The sequence below is a fragment of the Geomonas edaphica genome (assembly GCF_004917075.1).
GTDB classification, from domain to species: Bacteria; Desulfobacterota; Desulfuromonadia; order Geobacterales; family Geobacteraceae; genus Geomonas; species Geomonas edaphica.
Window position 1 is genome coordinate 701,207 of sequence record NZ_SSYB01000001.1, and the last position, 19,165, is coordinate 720,371.

The 19,165-nt window shown below is 61.0% G+C and carries 16 protein-coding genes; all 16 read right to left on the minus strand.

The genetic code is table 11. From position 1 onward, the window contains the following. Positions 1–170 precede the first annotated feature (170 nt). The 16 genes from E8K79_RS02985 to tgt all read right to left on the minus strand — a co-directional run bounded on the left by E8K79_RS02985 (position 171) and on the right by tgt (position 19,087). Positions 171–3,152, minus strand: coding sequence for a PAS domain-containing protein (locus E8K79_RS02985; RefSeq protein WP_246043682.1), 2,982 nt, complete (start codon positions 3,150–3,152; stop codon positions 171–173). Positions 3,153–3,375: 223 nt separating this feature from the next. Next, on the minus strand, positions 3,376–4,254 hold the full coding sequence (locus tag E8K79_RS02990; RefSeq protein WP_136513418.1) for a response regulator: 879 nt from the start codon (positions 4,252–4,254) through the stop codon (positions 3,376–3,378). Between the two features lie 171 nt (positions 4,255–4,425). Then, positions 4,426–5,073 carry a TPM domain-containing protein gene (locus tag E8K79_RS02995; RefSeq protein ID WP_136513419.1) on the minus strand — a complete coding sequence of 216 codons (648 nt, stop codon included), beginning with the start codon at positions 5,071–5,073 and terminating at the stop codon, positions 4,426–4,428. Continuing rightward, positions 5,073–5,951, minus strand: a complete 879-nt coding sequence (locus E8K79_RS03000) for a TPM domain-containing protein (protein WP_136513420.1) — start codon at positions 5,949–5,951, stop codon at positions 5,073–5,075. The genes E8K79_RS02995 and E8K79_RS03000 overlap by 1 nt, the downstream gene beginning before the upstream one ends. Positions 5,952–6,002: 51 nt before the next feature. Then, entirely contained in the window at positions 6,003–6,587 is a 585-nt protein-coding gene (locus E8K79_RS03005) for a LemA family protein (protein ID WP_135870074.1), read from the minus strand. A 97-nt stretch (positions 6,588–6,684) separates the two neighbouring features. Next, positions 6,685–7,902, minus strand: a complete 1,218-nt coding sequence (locus E8K79_RS03010) for an amylo-alpha-1,6-glucosidase (RefSeq protein WP_246043684.1) — start codon at positions 7,900–7,902, stop codon at positions 6,685–6,687. Beyond that, the gene (locus E8K79_RS03015; RefSeq protein WP_246043686.1) at positions 7,899–8,600 is read right to left on the minus strand and encodes a metallophosphoesterase family protein; all 702 of its coding nucleotides are present in this window, start codon (positions 8,598–8,600) and stop codon (positions 7,899–7,901) included. The genes E8K79_RS03010 and E8K79_RS03015 overlap by 4 nt, the downstream gene beginning before the upstream one ends. A gap of 403 nt (positions 8,601–9,003) precedes the next feature. Then, the gene (locus E8K79_RS03020) at positions 9,004–10,413 is read right to left on the minus strand and encodes a serine hydrolase domain-containing protein (protein ID WP_136513422.1); all 1,410 of its coding nucleotides are present in this window, start codon (positions 10,411–10,413) and stop codon (positions 9,004–9,006) included. Positions 10,414–10,651: 238 nt separating this feature from the next. Further along, positions 10,652–11,488 (minus strand): cytochrome c3 family protein, encoded by an 837-nt coding sequence (locus E8K79_RS03025; RefSeq protein WP_246043688.1) that lies wholly within the window; start codon positions 11,486–11,488, stop codon positions 10,652–10,654. A gap of 122 nt (positions 11,489–11,610) precedes the next feature. After that, positions 11,611–12,510: a cation diffusion facilitator family transporter gene (locus E8K79_RS03030; RefSeq protein WP_136513424.1), complete on the minus strand. Its 900-nt coding sequence runs from the start codon at positions 12,508–12,510 to the stop codon at positions 11,611–11,613. Then, positions 12,504–14,222 carry a single-stranded-DNA-specific exonuclease RecJ gene (gene recJ, locus E8K79_RS03035; RefSeq protein ID WP_136513425.1) on the minus strand — a complete coding sequence of 573 codons (1,719 nt, stop codon included), beginning with the start codon at positions 14,220–14,222 and terminating at the stop codon, positions 12,504–12,506. The genes E8K79_RS03030 and recJ overlap by 7 nt, the downstream gene beginning before the upstream one ends. A gap of 247 nt (positions 14,223–14,469) precedes the next feature. Then, the gene (locus E8K79_RS03040) at positions 14,470–15,045 is read right to left on the minus strand and encodes a tetratricopeptide repeat protein (RefSeq protein WP_136513426.1); all 576 of its coding nucleotides are present in this window, start codon (positions 15,043–15,045) and stop codon (positions 14,470–14,472) included. 9 nt (positions 15,046–15,054) lie between these two features. Beyond that, complete coding sequence (secF, locus tag E8K79_RS03045) at positions 15,055–15,957, minus strand: protein translocase subunit SecF (RefSeq protein WP_136513427.1); 903 nt, start codon at positions 15,955–15,957, stop codon at positions 15,055–15,057. A 14-nt stretch (positions 15,958–15,971) separates the two neighbouring features. Next, complete coding sequence (gene secD, locus E8K79_RS03050) at positions 15,972–17,570, minus strand: protein translocase subunit SecD (RefSeq protein WP_136513428.1); 1,599 nt, start codon at positions 17,568–17,570, stop codon at positions 15,972–15,974. Positions 17,571–17,606: 36 nt separating this feature from the next. Continuing rightward, positions 17,607–17,930, minus strand: a complete 324-nt coding sequence (gene yajC / locus E8K79_RS03055; RefSeq protein WP_136513429.1) for a preprotein translocase subunit YajC — start codon at positions 17,928–17,930, stop codon at positions 17,607–17,609. A gap of 32 nt (positions 17,931–17,962) precedes the next feature. Next, positions 17,963–19,087, minus strand: a complete 1,125-nt coding sequence (tgt, locus tag E8K79_RS03060) for a tRNA guanosine(34) transglycosylase Tgt (protein ID WP_136513430.1) — start codon at positions 19,085–19,087, stop codon at positions 17,963–17,965. Between the last annotated feature and the right edge of the window lie 78 nt (positions 19,088–19,165).

A 19,165-nucleotide genomic window follows, 5' to 3' on the forward strand; every position in this document is an offset into this window, starting at 1 on the left:
CGGGAGGATCGCATCCTCCCGGCTTTTTGTTATTCAGGTAACAAGAAGCAAATCCCCCCCGTCCCCCCCCTTCGCAAAGGGGGGGGCGCGAGGTCACCTACGGCGCTTCGTGGACACACTTTTTCGCCTTTCCCTGAATTCCCGAATTACCTTTTTTGCCCTGCCGGAATTTATTCCCCCAGCACTCCTCGCAGCGTCCTGCTCATCTCGTTCACCCGATACGGCTTTTGTATGAACCCCGAAGGCCCGGCACCTACGAACTTCATGGTGACCTCCTGCTCGTTGTAACCGCTGGAGATGACCACCTTCACATCCGGCTGCAACTCCCGCAGAGCCCGGAAGGTCTGTTCCCCGTCCAGATGGGGCATGGTGAGGTCCAGGAGCACGCAGACGATCTCCTCTTTATGCCGGCGATAGACTTCAAGCGCCTCCTGCCCGTCGCAGGCAAGCAAAACGTCGAAGCCCATGGTCTCAAGCATGTCGCGCCCAAGCCCCCGGATGCTCTCCTCGTCGTCGGCGAGCAAGACGGTGCCGCTGCCCCGCCAGAGCGGACCCGGATCGGCAGCTTCGTGGTGATCGGCGTACCCCTCTACGCAAGGCAAAAGGAGGCGGAAGGTACTCCCCCTTCCCTTCTCGCTGTAGACCTTGATAGCCCCGTGGTGCGCTCTCACGATCCCTAGAACCGCTGCCATGCCGAGGCCGCGTCCCGTGAACTTGGTGGTGAAAAACGGGTCGAAGATCCGGGGTATCACCTCGCGCGCCATGCCGCAGCCGTTGTCGGAAACTTCGAGCACCACGTAGTCCCCTTCCGGGAGCCGGTCGTCGATCCAGGACTCGGATAGGTACGCACGGTCGCAGAAAAGGCGTTTGGTGCTGATGACGATCATGCCGTTGGCATCGCCCACCGCCTCGCTCGCGTTGAGCACGAGGTTGAGAACGACCTGCCGCAGTTGAGTCGCGTCGCCGCTTACCGGTGGGAGTCCCGGCGCAAAATCGTAGCGCAGTATCACCTTCTTCGAGATAGAGACCTCGAGCATCTGCCCCATCTCCTGCACAAGCCGGGTCATGTCGAGTTTCTCAATGACGAATTTACCCCTACCAGAATAAGCCAGCATCTGCCGGGCGAGGTCTGCCGCACGGCTCGCGGCCTGTTCGATCTGGGCCAGGTTTTCGCTGGCGGGCGAATCGGGCGCCATCCGCATCAGCGCAAGGTCTGCGTTGCCTAGGATCACCATCAGGATGTTATTGAAGTCGTGGGCGATACCGCCTGCGAGCACCCCGAGGCTCTCAAGTTTTTGCACGTGGAGCATCTGTGATTCGATCAGGCGCTTCTCCTGTTCCAGGCGCTTGCGCTCCGTCATGTCGACGGCGATAAACATCAGGTGATGCTTCCCCTCAACATCGAAGCGCGAAAGGAAGCATTCTACTTGCAGCAGTTTTCCAAACGAGGAAGTCGTAGAGATCTCGATGCTCCTCGTCTGGCCGTCGGAGAGCACCAGCTCCGCGGCAGCGCGCATCCCGGCCTCCCATGACGGAACTTCGCGGAAATTTTGACTGAGCAGCTGTTGCACGGTCCCACCTGCGAGATCCGCCGCCGCCTGGTTCGCCTTGACGCAGGCGCCGCTTTCTCCCTCGTACACGAGAATGGCGGTAGGGGAAGAAGCGAGCAGCGATTCGAGCATGGCAAGAGCCCGGTCGCGCGCCTCCTCGATCATCTTTCTCTCGGTGATGTTGTCGTAGACCCCGAGTATGCCGGTCACCGTCCCGGTATCGTCGCACAAGGGAACCTTGGTCGTGTCCACCCACAGGTGCCGGCCGCTCGCCTGCAACTGCTGCTCTATGATGTGGTACTTGGGACGATTGCCCTCCATGACGGCGCGGTCGTCGCTTCGGTAGGCGTTGCTCTCCTCCCGCAGCCAGGGGAGGTCGTAATCGCTCTTGCCGGCGATCAGCTCGGGGTCGTCGAGCCCGGCCGCTTTTGCAAAGACGATGTTGCACCCCTGGTAGATACTGTCGCGATCCTTCCAGAAGACGAACTGGGGGATGGTGTTGATGATCTGGGCAAGCATGTTGCGCCCGCGGCGCAGTTCCACCTCGGCGCGTTCCCGCACGGCAAGCTCGAGTTTCAGCTGTTCGTTGGTCAGCCGCTGCGCTTCGGTCCTCTCAGCGACCCTCACCTCGAGCTCTTCCCTCGCGCGGCGTTGTTCTTCCTCGGCCTGTTCCTGGCGCAGCAGACGGAGGTAGATTACGCGGGACATCGCGGAAGTGACCAACAGGAACAGCACAACAAGCGCCAGGATCTGCGCGAGTTCACGGTACCAACGCGCCAGGATCTCATCGGGAAGCAATGCGATGCTGATATACATGGGATAACGGCCGACCTTGCTGTAGGAAACGAGCCGCGGCGTACCGTCGTTGGTCCGCTCGGCATAGTAGGTATCAGTCGACATTCCCTTAGCGATGCGCTTCTGCATCTCGGAGGAAGCGGGCTTACGTCCGACGTCGGTGCTTACCGGAAGCTGCTGCGGATAGCGCAAGATCAAACCGAGAGACTCGTCCCGCAGCGTGATGCGCCCTCTCGCGCCGACGTCGATGGTCGAGAGCATGTTCCGTATCTTCTCCAGGGGAATGGCGCAGTAAACGACGCCTGCGAAAGCGCCGTTTGGGCCGGAAACCCTACGGGCGAGGATAACCACCCATTTGCCGCTGATCAGCCCCAGTACCGGCTTGGAAATGACCAGCGCAGCCTGCGGGTTGTCGCGCAACTTGATGAAATAGTCGCGCTCCTGAACACTCTTGTTCGAACCGCGGTCGACTCCGGTGCCGTAGAGGATGTTCCCCTTGCCGTCGGCCATGCGTATGCTGTCCAGGGCCGGAACGCGGGTATGCTGCGCGATGATGAAGGCGTTCAGGGCATCCGTGGAAATCCCACCCTGACGATGTTGCCGTTCAGCTTCGTCCACCACGCTGAGAAGCGCGATGTCCGCGGCGTCGAAAACCCCGGAGATACTGTAGACGAGCGTCTGGGTGAGGTTGCGCCCCTGGGTGGCAGCGTTTCTCAGGTACTGGTCCCGGCTCTGGCGCAAGGTCACCGTCCCCAAAACGATGACGAAGAGGTTAACGGCAAGAACCAGTGCAATGGTACGCGCCATCAGCGTTGTCCCTGAAGTTTTAGTTGTTTCCGGCAGCGAACTGCGCATATCTAATCTCCAGCGGTCTGGACGTCAACTCCTGGACCGGCCGTACGATGCGCGCACGGCAGTGGTACTCACCGGTACCTTATCGGCGCAGCGCCATCATTTCATTAGTTGAATTGGAATATGAGGAAAGAGGAAGAGGCGGCCGTCGTAAAACGGCCGTTCGGAAATGAACTGTTCAGGCGGTTTTCCCATAAAGGGCTTCCCTGCTCGCGAAGGCCCGCTTCACACGGGTGAGAAGTCCTATCTCCTTCACGGGTTTCAGTACGAAATCGAAGAAACCCTTTTCCAGGGCCTCCTTCTCCTCGTCGGGGGTCGCCGCGGCGGTCATGAGGATCACCGGCATGTAGCGGAACTCTGGGATATTGCGAATGGCGAAGAGGAACTCGTACCCTCCAAGTTTGGGCATCACCTTGTCCGTAATGACCAGTTTGGGCTTCAGGGTGAAGATCTTGCTGAAGGCATCCATGCCGTCCAGGGCGGTTTCCACCTGGTACCCCTGGCGGGTCAGGATCTTCGCCACCATCTCGCGGGAGAGTTGATCGTCCTCGACAAGGAGGATGGTCTTGCTTGCGCCGCCACCTATGGTCTGCCCTAGGTAGTGCCGGGCGATGGCGCGGTTGATGTCAAGGCGGGTGGCGACGTAGAGCACCAGTTTCAGGTTATGCTGTGCCGAGATGCTCGCGAAAAGCTGGTCAGTGGTCGGGTCGGCTACGGCGAGCCCCAGCCTGCCGTCATCAAGCTTGAGCGGGAAGATGCAGTGTTTCACAGCCATGTCGATGGGGATGAGACTAAGGACGTTGGCCTGGTAGCTGTACTTGGCAAAATCACCTATTTTTCTGACGTGGTACTGAATCGCCAGCGCCTCTGCCAACTCTTCGGGCGTCACGAGGCCGATCACCTCCAAAAGCTCGCCTAAACGAATGTTCTTACTCTTGGCGTGCGAGATGAGGCGGTCCACGGAGGCCCTGGTGAGGAGGCCGCGCTCGACGAAGATCTCCCCAAGAGGCTTGCGGATCGGCGTGGGGGCGGGGGTGGCTTTTACATCTGCGGTCATGCTACTTCTCCTGCAGGACAAAAAAGGTATGAAAACGACGCCCTGCCGCGGATGCCGAAGGACCAGCCGTCGCAAGGGACGGGGTGCGGCGGGCGCAGAGCGAGCCATGATAATGAGAAATCACCGGACGGGATGTCAATGTCTATATCGGCAGGTTCGCAAAAAAAATGATCAGGAAATGATGAGGTTGTCGGCCAACTCGTTGCGATCGTAGGCCCTACGGGGAAAGTGACGAGAGAGCTCTGCTCCACAGGTGGCGACGACGCCGCAGACGGCCTCACCGCCTCGTCCGGCTCGCAGCCCCTGGGCGAGCTCTTCGGCGAGCTTCTTCCAGTAGCCGGGGGGTATCTTTTCGTTGATGCCGCGGTCTCCTACGATCCAGACCTTGCGCTCGAGAAGGGAGATGAAGATGAGGATCCCGGTTTCCTCCCGGGTTTTATAAAGCCCCTGCTGGTAGAAGGCGACCAGAGCGCGCTCCTGCACCGCCTCGGTCAGACGCCTGGGGCCGACGAAGGAAAGTTTTAGCTTCGGGAAACGGCGCAGGAAGAAAAGTAGCGGCAGGTACAATAGGGCCACCAACGGTATGTAGGTCCAGATGGTGACGTGATGCCACAAGACGGCGACCACGACGCCGAAAAAACCGGCAAGCAGCAGGGCGCCGAGAGATTCCGCCTCTCGATAGCGGTCACTTTCCGAGACCACCATGGTGGCGATTTCACCGCTGGACGCAGCTTCGGCACGAACCACAGCCTGACGGATCGCCTCCTTTTCGGCGTCGCTGAAGTAATTGTGTGCAATCGACTTATGCGAAAGGTCCATCACCAGTCTCCCGAAGCGCCGCCGCCACCGAAACTGCCGCCGCCACCAGAAAAGCCTCCCCCTCCCCCTCCCCCGCCGAAGCCGCCTCCTCCGAAACCACCCCCTCCGTACCCGCCGAAGAAAGGTGGTCCACCCATGAAGCCACCTCCTCCACCTGAGGAGAAGAGAAAGGCGATGAATAGGCCGGCGAGAAAACCTACCACGGCAAGTATGCCTAGAAGCAGCATCGAGAGCCCGGAGAAGGATATGAAAGCCGCGATGGGAAGCCCGATGGCACCGGCCACACCGCCGAGAACGCGGGAGATGCCGCCCAGGAACACGGAGGCGACCAGCACGAAGAGGAGCAGGGTGAGGATGGGGGGGGCGCCCTTTTTGCCGTGACGCAGATCGGTCGGTTCCGCCTTGTATTCGCCGCGGACCGTGGCCATGATGGCGGCGACACCTCGGGCAATGCCGACGTCGAAGTTCCCCTGTTTGAAGGCGGGGGAGATCTCGTTGCGGATGATACGCCCGGACATCAGGTCGGTCAGCTTCCCTTCGAGGCCGCGCCCCACCTCGATCCTGATCTTGCGATCGTTCTTCACCACCAGCAGCAGCGCGCCGTTATCCTTTCCCTTCTGGCCGATCTGCCACTTTTCCACGACTTTTATCGAGTACTGCTCAACCACCTCCCCTTCCAGGCTCGGAATGGTGAGGACCACGATCTGGGTGGAGTCGCTCTTCTCGAAGGCGGTGAGCTCGTCCTCGAGTTCACGTGCCGCCTGAGGAGAGAGCATCGAGGCGTAGTCGTTCACGTGCCCGCGCAAGGGTGGCACCTCGGCGGCCCAAGAGCCACCAGCCACCAGAAGCGCTATCAAAAGGAAGAGCAGTTTCTTCATGAACTCTCACACCTCGCTCTCAACCTGCTGCTTTTCGAGTAACCGATAAGGTTAGAACTTGACCTTCGGCGCCACCTTCGCTCCCTCTTCAGCCTTGAAGGGCTCCTTGCGCTGCAGGTGCAGCATAACGGAATTGGTGAGCGAATTCGGGAAGGTGCGGATCGAGGTGTTGAAGTCCTGAACCACCTGGTTGTAACGCACGCGCGCTACGTTGATGCGGTTCTCGGTCCCTTCCAGTTGGTTCTGCAGGTCCATGAAGTTCTGGTTAGCCTTGAGCTCAGGGTAACGCTCGACGACAACCATCAGGCGCGAAAGGGCGCCGGAGAGCTGGGATTGCGCCTGCTGGAAGTTCTGCAACGCCTTGGGGTCGTTGATGGCGTCCTTGGTGACCTGCATCGAGCCCACCTTGGCACGCGCCTCGGTGACCGCCTTCAGCGTGTCCGCCTCATGTTTCGCATACCCTTTTACCACCTCGACCAGGTTGGGCACTAGGTCGGCACGGCGCTGGTAGGAAGCCTCTACGTCACCCCAGGCTGCGAATACCGCCTCTTCCTTGGCCTGCATGGTGTTATAGCCGCATCCGGAAAGGGATGCGATGGTCAAAAGCGCCACGAACATCAGGATCAAACGTCTCATAGTCTCAACCTCCTTGAACAGCATGTGCACAATAATAATCATGAGAAGGACTAATGTCACCCTCTAAGCCGAAAAAAACAAGGAATATCAGCGGGCCTCAGATGATAAGTCGAAGATCACCGGTCAGGCTGTGGCCCGCGAGCAGGTACATGGCTGCGTTCCACGACTGCCTCGGCATCCCCATCGGTTCCCCGCTCCTGCCGTGAAACCACTCGTTGAATTCCCATCCGTTGACGCGGCTACTGTGCGCCATCTTGACCAGTTCTTCCCGGGCCATCGCCTTCTCTCCCAGTGCGGCGAGGAGCATCACCCAGAAGCCTCCCACAAAGGGCCAGGCGCCACCGTTATGGTACTGCCAGGGGAGGTTCTGCCTGTGCCGCGCCATGTAGGAGCGCCAGACGCCTGAGTGCTCGTCGATGGGAACACCTACCACGCGCACCGGATGCGGTTCGTGCGCCCTGAGCGCTACCACAGCGGAAACCATCCTGCAGGCGTCGGAAGGGTACCCGAGACCGGTCAGGTAGGCGAGGATATTGCCGAAGATGTCGACTTCCTCTCCCCAGGCGGACAGGTTGACCCAGCTCAGCATGAAGGGGGTGGACCGGCTGCGGTTGCGGATGTAGTGGCGCATGAGGCGCACGCGCTTTTGGAAAGGTACGGCTGCGTCGAAGGGGTGAAAGAGTTGCTGCGCGAAACGCCTGGTCTCGCCGGTGCAGGGGAGCTGGTAGAGCCGCTTGACCCAGTACCAGAGCGCGTTTGTGTAAAGCACGAAACCGGAGCGCGGCATGATATCGGCCCAGTCCGAGGCCTCGTTTTGCTGCAGCAGGTGCCACCCCTGGTGTTCCTGGCAGCTTAGCCAGTTGAGGGCGCGCTCGGCGTGCTCGGAGAGCCGCTCCGCCAGGGTGAGCCGGCGGTGGGTACGGTCGAGGAAATGGAGGGCGATCAGCCACCAGAGGGTCGCGTCGATACACCCTGCGTACCAGAAATCGACCTCTCCCGTTTCCGGCTTCACGTACTTCGGGATCTGGCCGTTGCCCGCCTGATGCCGGGCCAGGGTGAGCAGCCCCTGCTCGGCCGCCTGGACGAGGGAGTCCTCGCCGGAAACGGCCATGCCGAGGGCACAGATGGCGGCATCACGTCCGAAGATGGCGTCGTAGTTACGCGCGCTTGAGCGGTCGTTGCGCGCGGAGGCGAGCACGCCCGAAGGGGTGGAGTTTTCCAGCAGAAGAGCGATCGCCTCGCGGCGGCACTGTTCGAGCAACGCGGTTTCGGCATCACCGCATGGCTGAGCAGGCAGAACCGGGGCGTTGGTCACTTGAGGGGCACCATCTGATAACTAGCCCGGCCGTTTTTCACCCGGACCACGATGATGTGATAGACGCGCTCGCCGTAGCGGCTCATCCAGGCAAGCGGAGCCCCCGCTCCCCCCGAAATGAAGGCGGGCTTGCCGCCGAAGAGGTCACGGTCGTAGACATGCGAGTGGGCAAAGAAGCTTGCCTGGACCGGGCCTGAGGAGGCGATGACGCGCGCAAGCTCGGAGGCCCCGTCGGTAAAGGTGTGTCCGCGCCAGCGCGCGGTCTCGGGCGGCACGTGCATGGCGAGAAAAGTCGCCTGCGGGGCCGTGGCAAGCTCCTTCTCGAGGAAAGAAAGCTCTGGCGCCTTAAGCTCCTCCCCGGCGTTGTCGACGACGAGCACCCTGAGGCCGAGCCGCTTGCTCCCGAACCGGTATTGCCTTGGCGCAACCAGTTTCTCGAAGACGGCGGGGCTCTCATGGTTGCCAAAGACCACGAAGACCGGGATGGCCGGGACGGTACTCTCTACCAGCGACAGGAACTTCCTCGTTTCCTCATCGCTACCCTTGTCGGAGTAATCGCCGCCATGGAGGATGAAGAGCGGTCGGTAAGTAGCGGCGACGCTCAGCGCCTTCTTAAAGACGGCCTCGTTGCCGCGGCTGTCGCCGAGCACGACGAAGCTGTAGTCGCCGGGGGTTGCCTTCGCCGCAAGCTGCTGCATAAGAGCGCTGGAACGCTGGAAGAGGGTCTCGGCATGAGCTGCGGAGACGGTCCCAAAACTGAGCTGCAGTATAAGGATTAAGAAGGAAAAGTGAGAGTGGAACTTGCAGGTGCGTGAGTGACTAGAAGTTTGAGACATTAGGATTGTTGATCTCGATACAGAGTTTACACAGCTTCTCAATGGTAGCTACCTGTGCGGCAGTGAGCCCCGTAGTGTCAGGCAGCCGAAACGAGCGACAGTCACAGCAGCGACAGAGAATCCCAAGATCAAGACCTGTATCGTACGTTTCCATGTCAGAGCCCCAGCGAAAGCATGTGCTATTTTTAATCTGCGCGATAGTAACACAATCTGAAAGCTAAGGCAAGTTTCTTAAAGCGGTGTTCAGGGCAACACAGTCAGCGGATCAGCTTTTTGATAGTGTGCGGCGCTTTTTGACGCCCGCGCGTGTCTTGCCGGTGTCGTTCTTGGCAACCTTGGCGGTGAGCTTGCTGCGATGCCCGGCACGGGCCTGGACCACCCGGCGTCCCGGCTTGACCGAACACTTCGCCGCACGGCGATCGTCACGGTGCCCGAATAAGGCGAGCCTGAAATGGCGCGGCTCCCTCCTGAACACGGCAGCCGACGCCGCGATGACGCGGGCTTTGACGACCTCCGCCTCGACTGCGGGTGCCTCGCCCCCCGCCCCTACCCTGAAGTCGGCGGCGGCAATGGTGGAAACGTTGCGGCGCAGCTGGTTGAAGTTGTGTACGTTACGGTAATCGACGCGCCTGGTCAGCATGATCACGAACATGTCCTGCTGGGGGTCGATCCAGATCGAAGAGCCGCTGTAGCCGGTGTGGCCGTAGGAGGCATCCGAGAACAAGGTCCCCTTCGGTGCGGAGAAGGGCGAAGAGATATCCCAGCCAAGGCCGCGCTTCACCCGGCCGTTGTTGCAGAGGTACGGGGTGGTCATCTGGCCGACCGCTTCTTCCGAGAGGATCCGGGTGCCGTCCAGGGTACCCTTCCCCAGCATGAGACGCGCATAGCGTGCGAGGTCGTAGGCCGAGCTGAAGAGGCCGGCATGCCCGGCCACCCCGCCCAGAAGGCGCGCGTTCTGATCCTGCACTACGCCGCCCAGGCTCCCCGAGGTAGGGGCGATATCGCTTGTGCCATCACGGGAGGGAAGAAAAGCCGTGTCGCGAGTGCCAAGCGGAGCGTAAATCTCTTCGCGGCAGAACTGGTCCAGCCTTTCGCCGGAAACGCGGTGCACCAGTTCGCCGAGCAGGATGAAGTTTATATCGGCATACTCGAAGCCTGAGCCAGGAAGGCGCGACCGCTGTGCCGCCACCTTGCGCACGAGCCCCTCAACGCTGCGGTCCTGACCGACCATCACATCGGAAAGGCCCGAGGTGTGGGTCATCAGGTTGAGGATGGTGATGCTGCCCTTGTCGGTGCCGGCAAGTTCTGGGAACCAGTGGGAAAGAGGGTCGGTGAGCGCGATGCGTCCTTCGTCCAGGAGTTTGATGACGGCCGGGGTGGTGGCGATTACCTTGGTGAGGGAAGCGACATCAAAAATTGTACGGTCTGTGATGGCGGGCGCCCCAGCGGAGGAGCTCACCTGGCCGCGCGCCGCGGTAGCGAGGATCCCCTCGTGATTGCCGACCACGACCACCCCACCTGCGATGAGGTCGTCGGCCATGGCACGTTCCAGAAGGCGATCAAGGTTTGTAGTGGTGACGGCAGCGGTAACCGCGGGGTCGACCATGGCATGGAGCTTGACCGGGGCGATAAGCGGGAACGACAGGAGTAACAGAAAGAGGACTATAACGCGCACGAGCTTCCTTTTACGTTCCGTGTTGCCACAGAAACTTCGAGTTAGGACTGCGGTTGACGTTGAAGTGCAAAAGCGGGAGGTTTTCGGCGGGCGAAAAGGCTTCTGCATGCAAACAAGCTGGAAGCTACGATACCGGATGGGCGGGGATTTTTTTGTGACGGAAGTCACGTTTTGGGCGCAGAAACAACAAAAGGCCCCGGGGATTCCCGGGGCCTTTTGTTTGCCTGAGAGGGAAAGCTTACTTCATGCTCGGCAGGTCGTGAACATCGAGGTGGCAACCCAGGCAGTTCGGGAAGCGATCCAGGATGGTCTTCGGATGCGGAGCCTTGTGGCACTCGGTGCACTGCGGGATGTAGCCGTGCTTGGATTTGTGGCAGGAAGCGCAGGCAACCTTGTTGTGGCGGCTGGCGGTCTTCCTCAGTTTTTCAGCGATCTTGCCGTGGCAGGAAGCGCAGGTCTGGTTCCAGTCGGTACCCTGGTAGGTGACCATCTTCGGCTTGTGAACCGAGTGGCACTTAGCGCAGGCTTCAACAGGCTGATCCTTGTAGTGCGGCCTGTGGCACATGAAGCAGGACGGCTTGTAGCCGTGCGAGGTGTGGCAGCGGTCGCAGGAGACGTTGGTGTGCTTGCTCGGGAATTTGACGAGCTCGGCCTTTTCGTCGGCGTGGCAGGTGGCGCAAGCGCCGGCAAGCCTCGGGGTCATGGCAACCTTGCGCGGGGTGTGCGGGTTACTGTGGCAGCTGGCGCAGTCCTTCGCGGTCGGACCGTGGATATCGGTGTGACAGGAGGCGCACTTGGGCATCACCTCGTCGTAATTGGCCTTTTTCGGGTTGTAAGCGTGGATCACGGTGTGGCAACCCTGGCAATCGAAACGGTGCTTGCCGCCGGCGTTCTTCAGGCTGTTGAAGGCGCCGGTGTGACACTGGGCGCACTGCTGCGGGGTAAGCGCAGCCGGAGCGGTGGCGTACATCTCGGGCTTTTCCGGGATGTCAACGGTCGCCATCTTGCCTGCAAAGGCAGTAGAAGCGACGAGAATCAAGGCCGCGATGAACAGCGACAGACTACTTTTTTTCATCATTCCTCCCCAAAATAACATTGTATTCACTGCAATCGATTGATCCTAATACTACCTAACATGAGTATCTGTCAAGAGAGTTGTGACAAAAGCCGACCTAAAAGGTGGGTGTAAAGGAAAAGTCACAGCCGGATGAGATCCTCGTGCGGCTCGTCGGAAGGGTTGATGTGAATCATGACGTCCCCCACGTTGTTGAAGTGGTCGAAGATGCGTTTTTTGACCTCGGTCGCGATGTCGTGAGAGTGTTTGACCGTCATGTCAGGGGGCATGTCCAGTTTCAGATCGACGATGAGGTACTGTCCTGAGTGGCGGGCCCTTATCTCGTGCACCTGGTCCACCCCCTCGACCGAACCGGCGAGCCGCGAGATGGCGTCTAGGATCTCCTGTTCGGGCTGGCCGTCCATGAGCTCGTGCGCCGAGGTGCGGAAGGTGTGGATACCGATGTGGAAGATGAAAAACGAGGTGACGCCTGCGGCGATCGGGTCCATGATGCCGACGCCGAGATAGGCACCGCCGACGCCGACCAGGGTGGCGATGGAGGTGACGGCGTCCTTTCTGTGGTCCTTGGCGATGGCCAGCAGAGCCGGACTGCCAAGGCTCCCACCTACCCTCATGGAATAGCGGTAGAGGGACTCCTTGATCACGATGGTCGCCGCCGCGGCGACCACGGCGATTAGCGCCGGGGCCTCATAGCTCCCCTCTCGCACCGTGGAGGCGGCCCCGTAAAGGACCCAGCCACCGGTGCCGCAGATCACCAGGGAGACCAGGATGGCGGAAAGGCTTTCCACTTTGCCGTGCCCGTAGGGATGGTCCTCGTCGCAGGGCTTGCGCCCCACCTTGAGGGCGATGATGGTAAGCCCAATGGCGATGAAATCACAGGCGCTCTCGATACCGTCGGCGAAGACGGCGCCTGAATGGCCGTAGTGCCCGGCGGCAAGCTTGACGGCCATGAGGACGGCGTTACTCCAGAAGCCGATCCGGATCACGCGGTCCGCCTTATTGAAACGCTCCCCCCTTAGCATGTTCCCTCCGGGCGCAGGTCCTTCACCGTAAGCTGTAGCGAAGTCCTGCCGTTCCATACGTTGATCGCCGGCGAGAAGAGGAGGTCCACACGACCGTCAGGGACCCCTTTTTCGGCAAGGCCGAAGGCGATGGCGTCGAAACTGCGCCCCCCCTGCCCTACCCGCAGTTTCAGATGTCCGCCCCTCAGCACGCGGCTCTCCTCAACGACGGCGCCCCTCAAAACGAAGAGCGGCTCCGGGTTCCCCATGCCGAACGGCCTCAGCCGCTCGAGCTCTTTTACGAGCCCCTGGTCGATGGCGCCGGCTTCCAGTTCCAGGTCGTAGGCAAGCGTCGGCGTGAGCGCATCGGCGTCGAGGACATCCTGGGCGGCTTCATCAAAGCTGAGCGCGAAACGCTCCAGTTCATCCTGCGCTATGGAAAGGCCGGCGGCGTGGCTGTGTCCGCCGAAGCGCAGCAGGTGGTCGGCGCAGCTTTTGATGGCGTCCAGCAGATGGAAACGGGAGATGCTGCGCCCGGAGCCGCGCCCGGTGCCGTCTTCAAAGGCGAAGAGGATGGCGGGACGGTGGAACATCTCCACGATGCGGGAGGCGACGATGCCGATCACGCCCGGATGCCACATCTCGGAGCCTAAAACGATGCTCTTTCTGCCGCGGCAGGCACCCTGTTCGAGCATGGCGCGCGCCTCTTCGAAGGTGGCCCGTTCGAGGGCCTGCCGCTCGGCGTTCGCCTCGTCGAGCTCTTTTGCGATGGTACGGGCGCGTGAGGCATCGCTGCAGAGCAAAAGTTCGAGCCCAAGGGCGGCGTCCTCGAGTCGCCCCGCCGCATTGATGCGGGGAGCGAGACGGAAGCCGACCGCGCCGCAGCCGATTTCGCCCGTGATCCCCGCCACCTCCTTGAGCGCTTCGATGCCGACCCTGCTCCCTGAGCAGAGCTGTTTCAGCCCGTAGCTCGTCAGCACCCGGTTCGCCCCTAAAAGCGGCACCACGTCTGCGATGGTGCCAAGGGCCACGAGGTCCAGGTACTCCCTCAGGTCGGGCTCGCTGCCGCGATCGAAGCGCCCTTCCTCGCGCAGCCTCGCGCGCAGTGCGACGACGAGGTGAAAGGCGACGCCGACGCCGGCCAACGATTTGAAGGGAAACGGGCAGCCTGGCTGTAGCGGGTTCACGATGGCGCAGGCGTCCGGCAGTTCCGCCGCCGGGGAGTGGTGATCGGTGACGATCAGGTCGATACCGGCCTCGCGGCAAAGGGCGGCCTCGGCGACCGCGGTGATGCCGCAGTCCACCGTCACGAGCACCTTGGCGCCCGCCTGTGCTGCGGCGGCGACCCCCTGGGCGGAAAGGCCGTACCCTTCGGTGAGCCGTTTCGGGATGTACGGGAAGCAGTCGAGGCCGATGCGCCTGAAAAAGCTGATGAGAAGCGCGGAAGAGGTGACGCCGTCCACGTCGTAGTCGCCGTGCACGCAGACGCGCTCGTTGTTCGTGAGGGCGCGCGCGAGCCGCTCCACCGACTGCGCCATCCCCTTCAAAAGCATGGGATCATGCAGCCTGGAGAGAACCGGGTTAAGGTACGCCTCGGCGTCGTCCGGCGTCGAAACGCCGCGTTGCGCAATAAGGCGCGCGATAAGCGGGGAGACACCGCTACGTGCGAGCTCCTCGACGGCCCCCGCATCGGCTTCCCTTGCCCGCCAGCATCTATCCGTAACAGGTTTCATTCACACTCCGGTCGATTGAAAATCGGGATTCCTTTGAACGAGGCGGAAGGCTAAATCCCCCCTGTCCCCCCTTCGCAAAGGGGGGAACGTTGGGGCTCGTGCAGCGCTTCGCAGGCGGCTGCGCCTCGTCCACCCCCGGGCCTTCCGTTAAAAACAGTGAGAAATAATATCATAAGCGCTCCCCGCTCGCGAACCTAATGTGGAACGGCACCGGGCAAAAAAAAACCCGCCGAAGCGGGTTTTTCTTCTACTTTTTGAAGCTTGGGGGCATGTTCCCGAGGGTACCAAGATCGCTCTGGATCTGCTGCGCCGTCGGGCTCGTGGAGTCGAACTGCAGGTACTTCATCCACACCTCCTTGGCCTTTTCGGGCTGCTTCAGGTCCTGCCAGTACACCACGCCGAGGTTGTAAAGGCTCTGCAGGTGCTTGGGATCGATGGTCTGCGCCTTCTCGAAGTTGGCGATCGCCTTGTCGTACCAGCCGATCTTTCGGTACATGATCCCCTGGTCCGTCATCACGTTCAGGTTTTTCGGATCCAGTTCCAGGGCCTTGCCGTAGGCGTTCACCGCCTTCTGGGGCTGATCGGTGTCGAAGTAGTCGTTGCCGAGCTGGATCCAGGCCTGCAGATTGCCGGGATCCTTGGCGACGATCTTCTCCGCCTCCAAGATGCGGCGCTGGTAGTCGGTCGGGGAACCGGCGCCCTGCGGGACCGACATGGCCTGCTGGGGCGCTTTGTTATGCCCGGCGATGCTGAAGATCAGGTAACCGCCGAGAAGCCCCACGATCAACGCCACCACGATGGTGAGTACGTTTTCCCTGTTCACGGGACCTCCTTAGGCGGCCTCAACCTCTACCGCTTTCTTTTCCCAGACCGCGACGATGGGGCTCGCCACGAAGATGGAAGAATAGGTGGCCACCACGACCCCCACGACCAGCGCGAAGGCGAAATCGTGGATCACCTCGCCGCCGAAGAGGTAGAGAGATACGGCGGCAAGGAAGGTGGTCACCGAGGTGATGATGGTACGGGAAAGGGTCTCGTTGATGCTGCGGTTGAAGATGGTAAGCATCGGGTCCTTGAGACTCTTGTGCATGTTCTCGCGGATACGGTCGAAGACGACGACGGTATCGGTGAGCGAGTAACCGGCGATGGTGAGCACCGCGGTGATGAAGAGGATGTTGACCTCGCGGTGCAGCACGTAGAAAACGGCGATCATGGCCAGGACGTCGTGCATGGTGGCGACGACCGCGCCCACGCCGAACTTGAAGTCGAAGCGCCAGGCGATGTAGATGATGATCCCGAGCATGGAGAGCGCCACGGCGACGAGGGTGTCCTGCTTGAGTTTCTCACCGATGGACGGGCCGATCTCGGTGGAGCTTTCAACGGTGAAGCTGTTGCCGGGGATGCCCGCTTTCAGCGCGTCGGAAACCGCGTCGGCGGACTTGCCGGTCGACTTGTGCATCTTGATGAGGATCTGGTTGCCGCCGGTTACTTCCTGCAGCTCCACTTCCTTGATGCCGGCCTTGCCGAGCGCGTCACGCACGGCCTGGCTGTTGGCAGGCTGGGCGAACTTGATCTGCATCGAGGTGCCGCCGGAGAAATCGATCCCCATGTTGGCGGTCCCACGGGCGATGGCGATGATGCCGAGAATGCCGATGATGGCCATGATGCCGGAGGCGAGGAAGGAGAACTTCCTCATGCCGATGAAGTCTATGTTGGTCTTCTTGATCAGTTCCATGTTCGTCCCCCTCCTTATATGCTGAGTCTCTTCACGTGGACGCGCTCCAGGAAGGCGTCAAAGATCACCTTGGTGGAAACAAGCGACGTGAACAGGTTGATGATGATACCGAGGCTCAGGGAGACGGCGAAACCCTTGACCGGACCGGTGCCGAACTGGAACAGCACCGCCGCGGTGATGAGCGCGGTCACGTGCGAGTCCATGATGGTGAGAAACGCCTTGTCGTAGCCTGCGTCTAGGGCTGCGTGCGGCGTCTTGCCGAGCCTTAGCTCCTCCCTGATCCTCTCGAAGATGAGGACGTTGGAGTCGACCGACATACCGACCAGGAGAACGATAGCAGCGATGCCCGGCAGGGTCAGGGTGGCGCCAAGGGCCGAGAGCGCGCCCATCAGGAAGAGGATGTTCAGCACCATCCCGAAGTTAGCCACCATGCCGGAGATCTTGTAGTACATCGCCATGAAGCTCACGACGAGAAGTACGCCGATGAGGCCTGCCATGAGACCCTTGTGGATCGAGTCGCGCCCGAGGGAAGGTCCGACGGTGATGTTCTGCAGGATCTTGACCGGTGCGGGGAGCGAACCGGCGCGCAGCACGATGGCGAGGTCGGCGGCGTCCTTCTCGGTAAAGGAGCCGGAGATCTGGGCGGAACCGCCGGAGATCCTCTCGCGGATCACCGGAGCGGAGTAGATGTTGCTGTCGAGCACGATGGCAAAGCGCTTGCCGACGTTGGCCGCAGTCACCTGGTCGAACAGACGTGCGCCCGTCGAGTTGAACTCGATGGCGACGTAAGGCTGGTTGTACTGGGAATCGATCCGAATCTGGGCGTCGGTCAGAAGCTCGCCGGTGATCATGGCCTTCTTCTTCACGACAAGCGGGGTCTCGCTGACCGCGCCGGTGGCGGGATCGGTTCTCTTCTCGTAGAGGAGCTCGTCGTCCTCGGGGACCGAGCTTGCGGTCGCGGTTGCCGCGTTCACGGACTCGTCGACCAGCTTGAACTCGAGACGGGCGGTCTTGCCGATCAGCTCGATGGCGCGCTTCGGATCCTTGATGCCCGGAAGCTGCACGACGATGTGGTTCAGCCCCTCACGCTGGATCACCGGCTCGGATACGCCGAACTGGTCAATCCTGTTGCGGATGGTCTCCAGGGCCTGCGCCACGGCGCGGTCCTTCCTGACCTGGGCTTCCTTCTCGTTGATGCGCAGCTGCATGTTGACGAAGCCACCCTCGTCGAAGACCGGAAGCGCTTCGAGGTCGGGGTACTTCTTCTTGACCATGGCCTGCACCTTGTCGGCGGAACCGCGGTCGTAAAGGGTGAGCTGCACCTTGTCGCCGCCAAGACGGGCCACCTTCTTGAAGCGGAGGTTCTGGGCGTTGAGAGAGTCCTCAAGGTCGGTTGCGATCAGCTCGAGGGAGCCTTCGACAGCCTTCTGGGTCTCTACCTCCATGACGAGGTGGGTACCCCCCTGCAGGTCAAGACCCAAGTGGATCTTGTCCTTCGGGAGCAGACCGCTCCACCACGTGGGGAGCGTGTCGACCAGCGTCGGCGTCAGGTAGACGCACGAGGCGATGATGAAAATAAGGATGAGAGAAATGCGCCAGGTATAACCCTTCATGGGAAAAGCTCCTTTCGGAAAAATTGGATCAATGCATTAGTCCTGCTTCACAGACGCAATATACCCCTTGTTGATCCTGACGTTGACGCCGGGAGCGATCTCGAGGGTCACCACCTGGTCGTCCAGTGCGGTCACCTTGCCGTGCATGCCGCCGGCAGTCACGATCTGATCGCCTTTCTTGAGCGCGTCCAAAAGCGCCCTGTGCTCCTTGGCCTTTTTCTGCTGCGGCCTGATGAGCAGGAAGTAGAAGATGGCGAACATGAATACCAGCGGGATCACCCCCTGGAACTGGGCCATCATACCTCCGCCCGCAGCGGCACCCTGGGGGGGACCAGCCATCGCAAACGCCAAACCTAACATTAGTTACCTCCTGGATTGTTTTCTTGCTCTTTTCATTGGTGCAAAGCGGCGCTTCTTGCCGCATAAAAGTCTTTCCTGAACTGCACGAATTGGCCTTTGCCGATCGCCTCCCGTACCTCTTTCATCAGGTTCAGGAAGAAGTGCAGGTTGTGCCAGCTGTTCAGCCTGGAGGCGAGGATCTCCTGGCTGCGGTACAGGTGCCTCAGATACGCCCTAGAGTAGTTACGGCAGACGTAACAGTCGCAAAGGGGATCGATCGGTCCCTGGTCCTCGGCGAACTGCGCCCCCTTGATGTTGATCCTGCCGAAGCTCGTGAAAAGCGCCCCGTTGCGCGCGTTTCTCGTCGGCATGACGCAGTCGAACATGTCGAAGCCGTTGTAGACCGCCTCGACGAGGTCCTCCGGGGCGCCGATCCCCATGATGTAGCGCGGCGCGTTCTCGGGAAGGATGCCGCTGCACTCCTGCATCATGCCGTGCATGACTTCCTTTTCCTCACCTACGGAGAGGCCGCCGAGCGCGTAGCCGTCGAAACCTATGTCGGTGATCTGCTTCGCGCTCTCGCGCCTTAAGTCCCCGTGCATCCCCCCCTGGACGATACCGAAGAGGGCCTGGTCCTCGCGTTTGTGGGCGTCCTTGCAGCGTTTGGCCCAGCGCGTGGTCAGTTCGAGCGATTTCTCTACGTAGTGGCGCTCCGCCGGGTACGGCGGACACTCGTCGAAGCACATGGCGATGTCGGCGCCAAGCGCCTCCTGGATCGCGATGGAGACCTCGGGAGAGATGAAGTGGCGCGAGCCGTCGATGTGGGAGCGAAACTTCACCCCCTCCTCGGAGATCTTCCTCAGCTCGCCTAAGGAGAAGACCTGGAAGCCGCCGGAATCGGTCAGCATGGGGCGGTCCCAGTGCATGAAGCGGTGCAGGCCGCCCAGGCGCTCGATCAGTTCGTGCCCGGGGCGCAGGTAGAGGTGGTAGGTGTTCGCCAGGATGATCTGGGAGCCGACCTCGACCAGTTCCTCAGGCGTCATCGCCTTCACCGTCGCCTGCGTGCCGACCGGCATGAAGATCGGGGTCTCGATCCTGCCGTGCGTTGTTGTCAGAGAGCCGAGCCGGGCCGCGCAGCCCGGGTCCTTCTTGATTAGTTCAAACGATATGGCTGCCAATAACTCTTCCCGTCATTAAATTCTGTGAAACCGTCTTGGTTTTAAGTCCCCCTTTGCGAAGGGGGATTTAGGGGGATT